This is a genomic window from Collinsella sp. CM84Y_54 (assembly GCF_036317945.1).
Lineage (GTDB): Bacteria > Actinomycetota > Coriobacteriia > Coriobacteriales > Coriobacteriaceae > Collinsella.
The window spans coordinates 187457-201958 of the sequence record NZ_JAWQCX010000004.1 but is presented as its reverse complement, the minus strand read 5'-3'; the positions used below and the strand labels follow the sequence as shown (position 1 = coordinate 201958).

Sequence of the window (14502 nt, the reverse complement as noted above, 5' to 3'; positions counted from 1 at the left end):
AAATGGGACACGCCTCCGCGGGCGGCGCGCACCCAATGTGGCAAAATCGAACTACTAAGGGGGCTCGAATGCTCAAGATTATCGCCTGCGACGACGTCGCTTTTCTAGATAGACTGCACCGGATGATCGACCGCTGGTCGACCGAGACGAGCACGGCAGTCGACGTTGCGCTCGTCACGCGCGGCGAGGACCTGCTGGCCCGCCATGCCGCATCGCGTGCCGACATCATTCTGCTCGACATGATCATGCCGCTCGTCAACGGCATGGACACCGCGCGGGAGCTGCGCCAATCTGACACCGCCGTGCGACTGGTGTTCCTCAACTCATCGCCCGAGTTCGCGCTGGAGTCCTACGAGGTCCGCGCCTTCGACTACCTGCTCAAGCCCGTAGCGTACGAACGCCTGGCGCAACTGCTCGACGAGCTTTCGAGCATGCGACCCGCCGCGACCGATGAGCTCGTGACCAAAACGTCCTTTGGCTACCATGCCCTGCGCCTGTCCGATATCGAATACGCCGAGGCCCGCAACAAGCACGTGGTATTCCACCTGCGTGACGGGCGCGATATCGAGGCGCTCGAGCCGTTCCGCAACATCGAGGACCAGCTAGCCAAAAACGCGAGCTTCTTCAAATGCCACCGCAGCTACCAGGTCAACCTGCGCAATATCGACCACTTCAACCGCACGGATATCGTCATGCGCTCGGGCGCTTGCATCCCGCTGGCGCGCAGCTGCAAGCAGGGTTTCCAGGATGCCTACTTTGCGGCACGGTTCGAGGGCGGGAGGCGCTGATGCTCCCTGCGGTCGAGATGTTACTTTGGGCAATCCACCACGCAACGACCCTGCTTTTTGGCGTTTTTGCCTCGGCGGCGCTCTGCGGTATCGAGATCAACCGGCGTCATGCGCTTGAGCTGGTGATGGTCGGCGCCGTAACCGGATGCGCATTCAGCCTCGCCAATGCCGTCGGCGGCGAGCTTTTCGCCCGCCAGGCATATCCACTCGTCGTGCATTTGCCGCTCGTCATCTATCTGTGCGCGCGCTATTGCCTGAGCCCGCTGCTCGTTATGCTGGGCGTTACCAGTGCCTACCTGAGCTGCCAGTTCAGCAACTGGATGGGCATCGCCGCGCTCGCCGCCACCGACTCGCAAATCGCGTACTACGTGGCACGCATTATCACCACGGTCGTCGTCTTTGCGATCCTGCTGCATTGGGCAAGCGACATCGGTCCGCGCCTGGCGGTCAAAACCCCCACCGAGCTCGAGATTCTGCTCATCCTGCCGCTCGTCTATTACATCTTTGACTACGCCACCAACGTCTATACCACGCTCTTCCACTCGGGCTCCGTGGTGACGGTTGAGTTTTTGGCGTTTGCGCTTTGCGCGTTCTACCTTATGTTTCTTGCTGTGTATCTGCGCGAATACGAGGCGAAGGAAATCGCCGAGCGCGAGCGCTGGATGCTCGCAACCCGCGACAGCGCAGCCATCAAGGAACTCGAAGCTTGGCGCCAATCTGGACGCGAGCTTTCGGTCCTCCGCCATGACATGCGGCACTTCCTGCGCGGCCTTGCGGCTTTGATCGAGGAGGGCCACATCGACGAGGCGCTCGAACACATCGACGAACTCTGTGAGACGAACGACCGCACCGCCGTGCGCCGCTACTGCGCCAACGACACGGTCAATATCGTGCTTTCGTCATTTAGCTCCGATATCAACCGAAACGGCATCACCGCCGATTTGCGCGCCGCCGTACCCGAGAGCGTCCATGTAGCCGACGTCGATCTGTTTAGCGTGCTCTCGAATGCCCTGGACAACGCCATCGTCGCCGCGAGCGCCGCTCCCCAGGGCAAGCGATTTGTCGATCTGGACCTGCGTTGCGAGGACGGGCAACTGCTCCTTTTGGTCTCCAACACGTTTGGGCGCCCGCCGCGCATGGTCGACGGCATGCCCGTAGCCGGGCACACCGGACACGGCTTTGGAACCAAGAGCATTAAGCTTGCCGTCGAGCGCATGGACGGCAACTGCCAGTTTCGCATTCACGGCGACCGATTTGAGCTGCGCGCCGTGATGTAGGGGCGCGACAAGCCGGCGCCGCGCTCGACCCGTCAGGACCGCCTTGCCGGCGCCAGTCCGCTACAGCGGCGCGGCCGCCGGGGTCAGCTGTTTGATGTAGGCCCACATGCGCTGTTTGGCGGCTTTGTCAGTGAGCGCCGCCTCAAAACCGTCGAGCGCGAGCACGCGACGACCCTGAACATGGGCGACCAAGCCGGGCTTGAGCATGGCGGTATCGAAGTCGTCGATTGCCACGAGCATGTCGGCATAGGTCTCGCGCATGGTATCGGCCGCGCGATCGTCCAGCAGCAGGACTGCCTCGGGGTCCAAAGCCTCGAGCGCCTCGCGGAACAGCTCGCACGGCAGGCCCTCGCCTGTCGCAACCGCTCCGTCGCCCGCGCCGGCAACACTTGCCAGCACGCAAAAATCCTCGGGCGCGTAGCCGATGGCACCGAGCGCCTTGCGCAGCGCAGCACCGTCCGGACCGGCAGCCAGCTCACCGCCCGCACGCTCGGCATCGTCTAAATCACCTTTTACCAGTACAATCGGCGAGCACGCGTTGCCCGCGATACGCACGCCGCGACCCGCGAGCGATGCGAGCTCCTGCTCGGTCGCCTGGGCGATAGCTTCTTTTTTCTGGCTTTGTGACGTGGGCATGCGCTCTCCAATCGTTTGCGTGCCCACCATTATATAAAAGAGCCGCCCGCGAGTGCTTGCTTTACGGGCCGTTGGGTATAAGCACGGTCGTACTGAGTTTTACGCGGCCGAGCCGCGTCGCACTATGGAGGTCACCATGGCTGACATTAAGCAGATTACCCCCGAGAACTTCGATTCCGTCGTTAACAGCAGCCTTCCCGTGCTGGTTGATTTTTGGGCACCGTGGTGCGGTCCCTGTCGTTCGCTCTCGCCCATCGTTGACGAAGTGGCCGACGAGCTGGCCGGCAAACTTGCCGTCGCCAAATGCAACGTCGACGACAATCAGGACCTGGCCATGAAGTTTGGCGTTATGAGCATCCCCACGCTGGTTGTCTTTAAGAACGGCGAGGAAATCGACCGCTCCGTTGGCGCGCTGCCCAAGGCCAGGCTGCAGGCGCTGCTTGAGAAGCACCTGTAATACGCCGGTCATGTGCTGCCGTCCATGAGCGGTTTTGCGCCGCTCACCGGAGAGCCGGGCGCTGCGCCCGCGACCACGGATAGTATGGTAATCACAAACAGCCCCCAGTGAACGGGTGCGGGTCAGACGGACTCGCACCCGTTTTCTTATGCGGCGACGCGCAAAGCAGGCGTAGTAGAATCTGAACCACTGAATAGACCCGTACAAAAGGAGATTTCCCATGCATGACGTCGGAATGAACATGAGCCAGCTTGCCATGAGCGTCAAGCAGGTCGACGACACGATCGAGCTCGCCCACGAGTGGAGCCATCAGCTGCTGCATGCGACCGAGAACTTTGATATGGAGCGCATTGGCGCCAAGCTCGAGGCCGCCATGGCGGCGCTCCACGAGGCGCACGACGCACTCGAGGGCTACGAGGAGGCCATCGAGGCCGACCATAACTCCGTTGGCTCCGTAAAGCTGGTGTAGCGTGACCGAGCACGAGCACACCTGCGGGCACGAGCATTCGCACGGGCCGACCGGCGACGCAGACTGCCGTTGCAGCGGCTCCGCCTCCGAGCTGGTCCGTTTTTCGGTCACCGCGCCCGACGACCTGTTGCGCCGCTTTGACGAGCAGATCGCGCGCCGCGGCGACGTGGCCAACCGCTCCGAGGCTGTACGCGACCTGATTCGCGCATCGATTGCCAAGGAGCAGATGCGAACGCCCGACGAGCAGGTCATCGGATCACTCACCATGATTTACGACCATCACACCGGCGACCTGACGCGCCGCTTGGACGAGGTGCAACACGACTACACCGACGAGATCGTATCGACCATGCATGTGCACCTGGATCACCACAACTGCTTGGAGATTCTGGCGCTTAAGGGTCGCGGCGAACGTGTCTACGAGCTGGCTGACCGTCTGCTGGGCCTGCGCGGGGTTAAACACGGCGAGCTCACCTGCGCCGCCACCGAGCAGAGCCTGGGGCTGTAACAGCACACATTTCAACGAAGGAGGGTCGCATGCGACATGCGCATATCCATGTAACGGGCATTGTGCAGGGTGTCGGCATGCGACCGTTTGTGTATCGCGAGGCCATGGCGCACGGCATTTGCGGCTGGGTGCTCAACGCGGGCGATGGCGTGCATATCGAGGCGCACGCTCTAAGCGAGTCGCTCGACGAATTTGTCGACGCGCTTTCCGAACATGCGCCTGCGGCGTCTCGCGTGGAGCATGTCGAGGTTGTGGACCTAGCACCCGGCGACTGGGACGCCGCTAACGAGCAGGGCTTTCGCATTGTGGCGTCGCAGGATCAAACTGCCCACACGACGCTCATCTCCCCCGATATCGCCACGTGCGACGACTGCCTGCGCGAGCTGTTCGACCCCGCCGACCGACGTTTTCACTATCCCTTTATCAACTGCACCAATTGCGGACCGCGCTTTACCATCATCCGCTCGCTGCCCTATGACCGAGCGGCCACCTCGATGGATCGCTTTCCCATGTGCCCCACCTGCGCCGCAGAGTATGCCGACCCGATCGATCGGCGCTTTCACGCGCAGCCCGATGCCTGCTTTGATTGCGGACCGCATATTACGTGGCGCGAGGTGGATCGCGGCGATGTGCCAGCGGCGGTCGGCGCAACACCAGCCGTCGGCACAACGCGCGAGGCCAGCGATGCCATCATCGAACGCTGCGTCGAGCTGCTGGCAGGCGGCGGGATCGTCGCCATCAAGGGTCTGGGAGGATTCCATCTGGCCTGCGATGCCACCAACGAACAGGCGGTGTGCGAGTTGCGCCGTCGCAAGCGTCGCAGCAATAAGCCGCTTGCCGTTATGGTGCGCAGCCTTGCCGACGCCGAGCGCCTGTGTCACATTGATGGCGTTGAGCGCGACCTGCTGGCCGGCAGTGTTCGTCCCATTGTGCTGTTGCGTCGCCGCGCAGCCGGCAGCGACACCCACGGCTCCCCCAACGCCCTCGAACTCGCGCCATCCGTCGCGCACGACTTGCCCGAGCTCGGCGTCATGCTCCCCTACACCCCACTTCAACATTTGCTGCTCGCCGCGGCTGCAGCGAACGGTATGCACGCAATCGTCATGACCAGCGGAAACCTGAGCGAAGAGCCCATCGAGACCGACGATGCCCTTGCATGGGAGCACCTTGTTGCCGCCGGCATCGCCGATGCGCTGCTCGGTAACGACCGCGCGATTCTGTCGCGCTACGACGACTCCGTGGTACGCTTGGTCGACGGCGACGTCATGCCCGTGCGTCGCGCACGCGGATATGCGCCGCAACCGCTGTCGTTGCCGGCGCTCGACGGCACCACGCCCTGCGTACTCGCCTGTGGGCCGCAGCAAAAAGCCACGATCGCACTCACGCGCGAGGACGCCGACGGTCATACGACCTGTTTTGTGTCGCAGCATATCGGCGATGTCGAAAACGGCGCGACTTTCGATGCCTGGAGCGCCGCGCGCTCGCGTCTGGAAAACCTCTTTGACCTGGCGCCCGCCGCCTTGGCATGTGACATGCATCCCAGCTATCTGTCGAGCCAATGGGCACGCGAGCAGGCACGGGAGCATAATCTGCCGCTTATCGAAGTCCAGCACCATCATGCGCACATCGCGAGCGTAATGACAGAGGCGATTGTCGCAGGCCGGCTTGCGCCCGATGCACGCGTCCTCGGCATCGCCTTCGACGGCACGGGCGCCGGCACCGATGGCACCATATGGGGCGGCGAGTTTCTTATCTCCCATCTCGCCGATTTTGAACGCGTCGCGCATCTGCGCACTTGGACGCTTCCCGGTGGCGCCGCATCCGTACACGATGCCCGCCGCAATGCCTTTGCCCTGCTCAGCGAGCTCGACCTGCTCGAACACCCGGGCGCCGCGGGACTCTTGGACAGCCTTGACGAGCAGACGCGCAGCATAACGGCAACGATGATCGAGCGCGGCATCAACAGCCCGCGCACCAGCAGCATGGGTCGCCTGTTTGATGCCGCAGCCGCGATTTTGGGCATTTGCGGCCAGGCAACCTACGAGGGCGAACCCGCCATCGAGCTCGAAGCCGCCGCCTGGCGTGCACTGGACAGCGAAATCGCCCGTTTTCCCGACGACAACGCCGGCTATTCCGCATCTGACCCATCGTGGTTGGACGGCTCCTATGTTCTGGACCAGAAAGCACTCTTTGAGGCACTTTTGGAGGGAATTGAAGCCGGAGCGCCCGCCGACAGGCTCGCGCTCGACTTCCATGTCGCCGTCGCGCGCTCCTCGGCACACATCTCCAGCGATATCTGCGTGCGCGAGGGCATCGACACCGTCGCCCTATCGGGCGGCGTGTTCATGAACCGACTCCTGCTTCAGCTCCTCACCCGCGAGCTCAAAAGCGCAGGCCTTACCGTCCTCGTCCCCCATACCGTGCCCGTCAACGACGGCTGCATCGCCTACGGTCAGGCGGCGGTCGCAAGCGCTCGTCTTGCGCAGATTGCATCGCAGTAGCTCGCTCTCGCACGCCGCCGTGCCCAGCCGTCTCACAGGCGTAACGCGTTTGCCCGCGAACCCCGCGAGCGCTACCATCAACTGATGGATTATTAAGCGCCCATCCAGCGCAAAGCGTCTAAAAGGGGAACAATATGTGCCTTGCCGTTCCCGGTAAAGTAGTCAAACGCGACGACGACCTCAAGGCCACCGTCGACATGATGGGCATCGAGCGCCCCGTGTCGCTACGACTCGTGCCGACGGCTCAGGTTGGCGACTATATTCTCGTGCACGCCGGCTTTGGCATCCAGATTGTCGACGAGCAGGAGGCGCAGGAGACGCTCGACCTGGTCAACACCATGACCGAGCTGGCCGAAGAAGACCAACTGGCCAGCAACCCGGCCGAGGCATACTAGTGGCGGCCGGACAGCCGGCTCGCTCCGGTATCGACTTTTCGGCATTTCGCGATTCCAAGCTGGCCCGCGAGCTCATCGATCGCATTTGCGAGCTTGTCGGCGACCGCACCATCAACCTTATGGAAGTCTGCGGCACGCACACCGTAAGCATCGGCCGCTATGGCTTTCGCTCCATTATGCCGGCCGGGCTCAAGCTGCTGAGCGGACCGGGCTGCCCCGTCTGCGTTACCGCCAACCGCGACATCGACCACGCAATCGCGCTCGCCAACATAGACGGCGCCATCATCACCACCTTTGGCGACATGATGCGCGTGCCCGGATCGTCCACCTCGCTCGCTGCGCAAAAGGCGGCAGGGCGCGACATCCGCATCGTCTATTCCCCGCTCGACGCGCTCGACATTGCCGAGCAAAACCCCAATCGTCCGGTCATTTTTATGGGCGTGGGCTTTGAGACCACGACGCCCACCATCGCCGCCGCCATCCTGGAGGCCGAGGCGCGCGGGCTTTTGAACTTCTCGGTCTATTGCGCCCACAAGACCACGCCGCCGGCGTTGCGCGCCATCGCCAACGACCCCGAGACCGCCATCGACGGCTTTATCCTGCCGGGCCACGTCGCCACCATCACGGGCTTGGCACCCTTTGGCTTTTTGGTCAACGAATTCGATACCCCGGGCGTGGTCACGGGATTTGAACCGGTCGATATCCTGCAAGGCATCTGCATGCTGGTCCAGATGGTTGTCGAGGGCGGGCCCGCGATTGGCAACGCCTACCGCCGTGGCGTCAACGCAGACGGCAACCCCGTGGCGCGCCAGCTGGTCGAGCAGGTGTTTAAGCCGTGCGACACCACGTGGCGCGGACTGGGGCCGATTGCCAACTCGGGCCTTTCCATCCGCCCCGAGTTCTCACGCTTTGATGCCCGTACCCGCTTTGACGTGCCCGTCGAGGAGACGGTCGAGCCGCGTGGGTGCCGCTGCGGCGACGTGCTGCGCGGGGCCATTACGCCGAGCAGCTGTCCGCTCTTTGGCCGCACCTGCACGCCCGAACACCCCGTCGGCCCGTGCATGGTGAGCTCCGAGGGCAGCTGCGCGGCGTACTACCGCTACCGCGACTAGTCCGGACGCACCCGCACACCGGCACCACCCACGATTGGAGTTTTGGATATGTCCCATAGCATCACCGATAGCACCGTCCTGTTGGGCCACGGCTCTGGCGGTCAGATGATGAAACGCATCATCGATGAGGTCTTTTTGGATGCCTTTGGGTCGCCCGAGCTGCTCGAAGGCAACGATGCCGGCGTGGCCGCGCTGCCCGCGAGCGGGCGCATCGCCATGTCGACCGACAGCTTTGTGGTCTCGCCGCAGTTCTTCCCCGGTGGCAATATCGGCCGCCTCGCCGTGTGCGGAACCGTCAACGATGTCGCGACCTCGGGCGCCAACGTGCGCTACCTATCGTGCGGCTTTATCCTCGAAGAGGGCTATCCCATGGATAAGCTCCGCCAGATTGTGCAGACGATGGCCGAAACGGCGCGCGAGGCGGGCGTGTCCATAATCACGGGCGACACCAAGGTGGTCGAGCGCGGCGGGGCCGACGGCGTCTATATCAATACCGCCGGCGTGGGCGAGGTTCCCACGGGCGTGGCGCTCGGCGGCGCCAACTGCCAACCCGGTGATGTCATTCTGGTATCGGGTACGCTAGGCGACCACGGCATCGCCATCATGAGCCAACGCGAGGGCCTGGCGTTTTCGAGCACGATCGAAAGCGACGCCGCGCCGCTCAACCACCTGATTGCCGACGTTTTGGCCGCAGCGCCCGGCACGCGTTGCTTTCGCGACCCCACGCGTGGTGGTCTGGCGTCCACACTCAACGAGTTTGCCCAGGCCAGCGGTGTTGCCATGGAGGTCGACGAGGATGCCGTGCCCGTGCGTCCCGACGTGCAGGCCGCCTGCGAAATGCTCGGCTACGATGTGCTGCAGGTGGCAAACGAGGGCAAGATGGTCGCCGTCGTGCCGGCCGAGCAAGCCGATGCCGCGCTGAGCGCCATGCGCGCCGCCCGCTACGGCGAGAATGCCGCCATCATCGGTCGCGTGCTGCCGCTTGAGTCAGGCGCCCGTCCCGCCGTGCGCGTGCGCACCGGCTGGGGCTCGACTCGTATCCTCGACATGCTCGTGGGAGAGCAGCTGCCGAGAATTTGCTAGGGCGGAACCGCACGGTCGGCGCGATGCGGCTTGATATCCCTGGAGATGTTCAGATTCCAAGCTCGCCCAACGCGGAAGCCCAGTATTATGAGGTGCGTTTTTAAAGCCAATGACGGGAGCTTTCATGGCAGCAGCTTTTTCCCATGTGATCTTTGATCTGGACGGCACCATCCTCAACACGCTCGAGGACCTGGCGGCCGCCGGCAACCATACCTGCGAGACGCACGGCTGGCCCACGTTTGCCGTAGACGAGTACCGCTACAAGGTGGGAAACGGCATGCTCAAGCTGGTTGAACGCTTTATGCCCGCCGAGTACGCGGGAGACAGCCGTATGTTTGAGCAGACGCTTGCCGAGTTTAGGGCTTACTACGGCGAGCACAAGGAGGACCACACTGCCCCCTATGCCGGCACGATCGAGACGCTCGACCGCCTGCGCGCCGCGGGTGTGCAGCTTGCCGTGCTCACCAACAAGGATCACGTCTCGGCAGTTCCGCTTATCGAGAAGTATTTTGGTTCTGAGTGCTTTGCGCTGGTACAGGGCCGTGTCGATGCGTTTCCGCCTAAGCCCGAAGCACCCGTCACGCTGCATGTGATGGAGGAGCTGGGCGCCGATCCGGCAACCACGATCTATGTGGGCGATTCCAATGTCGATATCCTAACCGGTCACAACGCCGGCCTTAAGAGCGCGGGCGTCAGCTGGGGCTTCCGCGGCCGCGCAGAGCTGGAAGCCGCCGGCGCCGACTACGTGGTGGACACCCAAGCAGAGCTCGCGGCGCTGATGCTGGGCGAGTAACCGCTCATCCCTTCCACGGGTAGCTAATGTGGGACGGGACTCTTTTAGCTGCCCCCGCAACAAAGAAATGTCCCCGACTGCCGGCAGAAAAGGAACGTCCCCAAGTGCCGCCTTCGACAGCGATGGCAACGCCACAGGTACAAGTGCCACTTTAAGCCAGCCAAGAGAACGCCGTTGTTTTGGCAACGACAGCGAAAGCCCGCCAGAGCGAGCAAGGTGCCTTGAAACAAGGCGGCATTGACCTTCTGGTCATGCCGCCGAAGTTGAAAGGCAGATTGCCGCTCTGGCGGGCTTGCAGCGTCGAGCAGTTGCGGCGTTTGGTAAAACGCCGCAACGAACTAGCTCATCATCGCATTCATCATCTCGGTGGTTGCGGAATCGTCGGCAGACCACTCGTTATCCTCGTTGGCGGAATACTTAAAGGTGACCTTGGTGTCCTTGGTCTTAGCGGCCTTGGTCACGTCGACCATGACCTGGCCGGCCATCTTGTACAGGTCGTCCTCGGACGGCAGCTCGTCGAACGCTGCGACCTTCTCCTGATACTGAGTAGCAAAATCTTCGACAATCTTGTTCATGGACTTGCAGGTTATGGTGACCTCGGCGGTCGCGGTGCCCTTGTCCTCGTCGACCGTCACATCGCCGATCTTGTAGTCAAAGCCCTCGAGATAGCTCTTGGCATACTCCTTGGGATCGATGCCCAGCTGCTCAAACTCGTCGCCCGAAGCCTCTTCCAGGCCGGAGAGGAAGTCATCGCCGCCGTTCTTGATCTCGTCAAACTGACTCGTAAGGTCATTGGTGATGAGTTCCTCCACCGAAGGCCCTCCGCAGCCGGAAAGCAAAACCACGCACGCGACCAGAGCAGCCATCAGGGGCGCAAGCAGCAGCTTCTTTTTCATGACATTCCTCCAAACAAGCGGCGTTGCGTTTCCCGCGCAGCGCACGTCGTGACAGTAAGTCCATATTAGCGGCTCCGTCCAAACCCCTACGTCGCAAAAGCGCAGGCGGCTCAATTTGACGAACGAATGGCCCATATAGCAAGCCCCCTGCAATAAAATGCGCCTGCTCGGCCTATTAAAAAAGGGTGGCCGGATAACCCGACCACCCTTGTGCATCTTTTGGATGCCGCAGACTACTTGCGGACGACCTTAACGATGGCGTCACCGGCGGCGACGGCAGACTCGGCCTCGACGGCGAGCTCGACATCGGCAAACTCGGCGGTGTTGGACACGGCCACGACGACGCAGTCCTTGTAACCGGCAGCAGCGATCTTGGCGCGGTCGATCTTGAGTATGGGCTGGCCAGCCTTCACGACGTCGTCGGCCTTGACGAAGCCCTCGAAGCCGTCGCCGTTCATGTTGACGGTATCGACGCCAACGTGCACCAGAACCTCGATGCCGCTATCGGACTGCAGACCCACGGCGTGACCCATGGTGACGGTCACCTTGCCGTCGCAGGGAGCGTAGACCAGGTCGTCCTCGGGCCACACGGCGCAGCCCTTGCCCAGAACCTCGCCGCCAAAGACGGGATCGGGCACGTCGGCCATCTTGATGACCTTGCCCTTGACGGGCGAGCACAGCACGTCGGCACCGGCAGAAGCAGAGATGGAGGCCGGAGCAGCAGCTGCCGCGGGCTCAGCCTTCTTCTTGAACATATCAAACAGACCCATACGTTTTCTCCTCTTGATTAAGCGCAACGTTTTGCGCATGCCTATGGTGATTATAGTGCCAAATGATCAAATTGCTAAGGTGAGGGCTCGAATCGCAAGCCCTTCCAAGCCCTTCCCAAAACCTTTTCCCCAGTGGCACTCATATTGTCGATTAATCCAAGCCCTCGGTACCGTTGGACTTGATGATCTTCTGGTATGCGAAGAAGCTGTCCTTGCGGCGGCGCTCGTAGGTACCGGTGCCGTCGTCGTACTTATCGACGTGGATGAAGCCGTAGCGCTTGCGCATCTCGCCAGTGCCGGCGGAAACCAGGTCGATGGGACCCCACCAGGTGTAGGCGATCAGGTCAACGCCGTCGGCGATGGCCTCGCCCATAGCCTTGATGTGGCTCTGCAGATAGGCGATGCGGTACGGGTCGTGGATGGAGCCGTCCTCCTCGACCTCGTCGTAGGCACCCATGCCGTTCTCGACCACCATCAGCGGAATCTCGTAGCGGGCGTAAATCTCGTTGAGGGCGATGCGCAGGCCCAGCGGATCGATCTGCCAGCCCCAGTCGGTGGACTCCAGATAGGGATTCTTGCCGCCAAAGGTCATGTTGCCCTCGGTCATCTCGTGGTCCTTGTGGGTGCCCACGGTGCCGGACATGTAGTAGCTAAAGGTGTAGAAATCAACCTTGCCGTCGGCGATATCCTGCAGGTCGCCGTCCTCCATCACGAGCTCAACATCGTTCTCGGCCCAGAAGCGCTTGGCATAGAACGGGTACTTGCCGCGCACCTGCACGTCGGAGCAATACCAGTTCATGGTGTTCATCTCCTGCTGCGTGGCGAGCACGTCGGCCGGATCGCACGTGGCGGCATAGGAGAGGATGAAGCAGTCCATGTTGCCCATCTTAAACTGCGGGTAATGCTCGTGGGCATAGCGCACGACGCGGCCGCTGGCGACAAACTGGTGATGCAGCGCCTGCATACGAGCCTGCGGCGTGGTGTGGACCGCCGACGCCGGACCCTCAAAGCCCTGAATCATGCTGGTCTCAAAGAGGTTCCCCATGTCTTGAGTACCGCAGTTGATCTCGTTGAAGGTGAGCCAGAACTTGACCTTGTCCTGATAGCGGTCGAAGACGGTCTGGCAGTACTTCTCAAAGAAGCTGATGAGCTCGCGGCTCGCCCAGCCGTTGTATTTCTCGACCAGGTGATAGGGCATCTCGTAGTGCGAGAGGGTCACGAGCGGCTCGATATTGTGGGCGCGCAGGCAGTCGAAGACGCGGTCGTAGAAGGCGAGACCGGCCTCATTGGGCTCAGCGTCGTCGCCGTTGGGGAAGATACGGCTCCAGGAGATGGACATGCGGAACATATTGAAGCCCATCTCGGCGAACAGCGCGATGTCCTCCTCGTAGTGATGGTAGAAATCGATACCGTCATGATTGGGGTAGAAGCGGTTGGGGTCGATGTCGATCGTAATCTGACGCGGCTCCTTGTAGCTGCCGCCCAAGAAATGGTCGTCGACGGAAGGACCGCGGCCGTCCACGTTCCAAGCGCCCTCAAACTGGTTGGCGGCGGTGGCGCCACCCCAATAGAAACCCTTGGGGAACTTGATGTTTGCCATGAGCATCTCCTTTGCATCGCGGGTCGATAATCCGAGTATCGCCCACGCGCGGGACGGGCAGAAGCGGGCGCGCCAAACCCGACACTTCTTTTCGCGCCCACGGACCGCCGCCGCCCCGTCCCTGACACTTCCTGATACCGACCAACAAAGGGACAGGTTTATTTTGGAAGGTTTTATCTGGGCAAACGCCGGCGGTAGGCGGCCGGCGTGCAGCCATAGCGCTCGGCAAATTTTTTGTAGAAGAAGCTCATATTGGCATAGCCCACCTCGCGCGCTGCGGCCTCTGCAGTAGCACCGGTGTCGAGTAGAGCCGCCGCGCGTGTCAGGCGGCTCTCCTGCACGAGCTGCATAAACGTGCGGCCCGTCTGCCGCTTGAGCAGCGCGCTCGCGTAGTTGGGACTCAGGTGCAGGTGGTGGGCTAAGTCGTCGAGTGTGCAATCGCAAGCATGCCGCTCGATGTAGCTCATCGCCGCCGCAACCTGCGCCGAGGGAAGTGCGGGCGCGTCCGTTTGCAGCAGCGCGGCCTCGTAGCTTTGCATAAGCTCGACCAGCAGCAGCTCGAACAGCCTCGAGGCAATCTGAGGACTCGCCGCTGTCGGCTCCAGGAGTTCGCAGAGCATCTCCTGCATGTACCGGCGCACGCGACGGCTGCCACCCGTGCGGAAATGCACGTGACCGCGGTGGTCGGTTTCGTCATTGAGGGCGTTGAGTAGAAATCGCGAGACAGTACCTGCGGACGAAAGGCTCTGATCCAGGCTGCGGCGCAACATCGGCCGCGAGATGACAATGCTCAGCATAATGTCATGCTCACCCAGCTCGCCTATGGCGTGCGGACATGCCGCATCGAGCAGGAGCACCTCATTTTGGGCGAGTGTGAGTTGTGCGCCGTTGACAATCTGCGGCGCGTTTCCGCAATAGACATAGCTGATTTCGACATAGTCGTGCACGTGCTCCGGTACGGGATTGAAACGCGAGTTGCGCACAATTGACAGGCCCTCGGGCATACCTTTTTGATGCAGAGCGCGCATTCGATTGCCGATCTTATGGACGTGATTATCGTCGATTTCCGGCTGAAAATCCCAGTCGAACGCATCGAACCAGTCATAGCGGGCACCCGCGCGGTATGCGCGCTCGCTATCGGTCAGCTCGAGCAAAAGATTGTCTAAACGTGCGATATCCATAGCTCCACCATCGTTGATTTAGTCATATTCTGCCGT

The 14502-nt window shown here is 62.0% G+C and carries 15 protein-coding genes; 10 read left to right on the top strand and 5 right to left on the bottom strand.

The annotated features are described in order from the left end of the window. Window positions 1-68 precede the first annotated feature (68 nt). Window positions 69-788 (top strand): LytR/AlgR family response regulator transcription factor, encoded by a 720-nt coding sequence (locus V2391_RS07890; protein ID WP_329738885.1) that lies wholly within the window; start codon window positions 69-71, stop codon window positions 786-788. Beyond that, window positions 788-2065: a sensor histidine kinase gene (locus V2391_RS07885; RefSeq protein ID WP_329738884.1), complete on the top strand. Its 1278-nt coding sequence runs from the start codon at window positions 788-790 to the stop codon at window positions 2063-2065. Before V2391_RS07890 ends, V2391_RS07885 begins: the two co-directional genes overlap by 1 nt. 60 nt (window positions 2066-2125) lie before the next feature. On the opposite strand, the gene V2391_RS07880 is transcribed toward V2391_RS07885, so the two are convergent. Next, complete coding sequence (locus V2391_RS07880; RefSeq protein ID WP_230308394.1) at window positions 2126-2701, bottom strand: hypothetical protein; 576 nt, start codon at window positions 2699-2701, stop codon at window positions 2126-2128. A gap of 136 nt (window positions 2702-2837) precedes the next feature. Here V2391_RS07880 and trxA point away from each other — a divergent pair, with 136 nt between their 5' ends. The 8 genes from trxA (at window position 2838) to V2391_RS07840 (ending at window position 10019) form a co-directional block, all read left to right on the top strand. Continuing rightward, the gene (gene trxA, locus V2391_RS07875) at window positions 2838-3158 is read left to right on the top strand and encodes a thioredoxin (RefSeq protein ID WP_271758242.1); all 321 of its coding nucleotides are present in this window, start codon (window positions 2838-2840) and stop codon (window positions 3156-3158) included. A 220-nt stretch (window positions 3159-3378) separates the two neighbouring features. Beyond that, entirely contained in the window at window positions 3379-3627 is a 249-nt protein-coding gene (locus V2391_RS07870) for a hypothetical protein (RefSeq protein WP_006235225.1), read from the top strand. Between the two features lies 1 nt (window position 3628). Further along, on the top strand, window positions 3629-4135 hold the full coding sequence (gene nikR, locus V2391_RS07865; RefSeq protein WP_329738883.1) for a nickel-responsive transcriptional regulator NikR: 507 nt from the start codon (window positions 3629-3631) through the stop codon (window positions 4133-4135). Window positions 4136-4164: 29 nt separating this feature from the next. Further along, window positions 4165-6636, top strand: a complete 2472-nt coding sequence (gene hypF / locus V2391_RS07860; RefSeq protein WP_329738882.1) for a carbamoyltransferase HypF — start codon at window positions 4165-4167, stop codon at window positions 6634-6636. 134 nt (window positions 6637-6770) lie between these two features. Beyond that, on the top strand, window positions 6771-7031 hold the full coding sequence (locus V2391_RS07855; protein ID WP_195920097.1) for a HypC/HybG/HupF family hydrogenase formation chaperone: 261 nt from the start codon (window positions 6771-6773) through the stop codon (window positions 7029-7031). Beyond that, window positions 7031-8143, top strand: coding sequence for a hydrogenase formation protein HypD (gene hypD, locus V2391_RS07850; protein WP_329738881.1), 1113 nt, complete (start codon window positions 7031-7033; stop codon window positions 8141-8143). The genes V2391_RS07855 and hypD overlap by 1 nt, the downstream gene beginning before the upstream one ends. A gap of 48 nt (window positions 8144-8191) precedes the next feature. Continuing rightward, entirely contained in the window at window positions 8192-9226 is a 1035-nt protein-coding gene (gene hypE / locus V2391_RS07845; protein WP_329738880.1) for a hydrogenase expression/formation protein HypE, read from the top strand. A 124-nt stretch (window positions 9227-9350) separates the two neighbouring features. After that, window positions 9351-10019: an HAD family hydrolase gene (locus V2391_RS07840; RefSeq protein WP_329738879.1), complete on the top strand. Its 669-nt coding sequence runs from the start codon at window positions 9351-9353 to the stop codon at window positions 10017-10019. Between the two features lie 338 nt (window positions 10020-10357). On the opposite strand, the gene V2391_RS07835 is transcribed toward V2391_RS07840, so the two are convergent. The 4 genes from V2391_RS07835 to V2391_RS07820 all read right to left on the bottom strand — a co-directional run bounded on the left by V2391_RS07835 (window position 10358) and on the right by V2391_RS07820 (window position 14466). Next, entirely contained in the window at window positions 10358-10915 is a 558-nt protein-coding gene (locus tag V2391_RS07835) for a hypothetical protein (RefSeq protein WP_329738878.1), read from the bottom strand. Window positions 10916-11148: 233 nt separating this feature from the next. Beyond that, complete coding sequence (locus tag V2391_RS07830; protein ID WP_022093778.1) at window positions 11149-11685, bottom strand: PTS sugar transporter subunit IIA; 537 nt, start codon at window positions 11683-11685, stop codon at window positions 11149-11151. A 151-nt stretch (window positions 11686-11836) separates the two neighbouring features. Continuing rightward, entirely contained in the window at window positions 11837-13285 is a 1449-nt protein-coding gene (locus tag V2391_RS07825; protein ID WP_329738877.1) for a glycoside hydrolase family 1 protein, read from the bottom strand. Window positions 13286-13458: 173 nt separating this feature from the next. Continuing rightward, entirely contained in the window at window positions 13459-14466 is a 1008-nt protein-coding gene (locus V2391_RS07820) for an AraC family transcriptional regulator (RefSeq protein WP_329738876.1), read from the bottom strand. Window positions 14467-14502 lie beyond the last annotated feature (36 nt).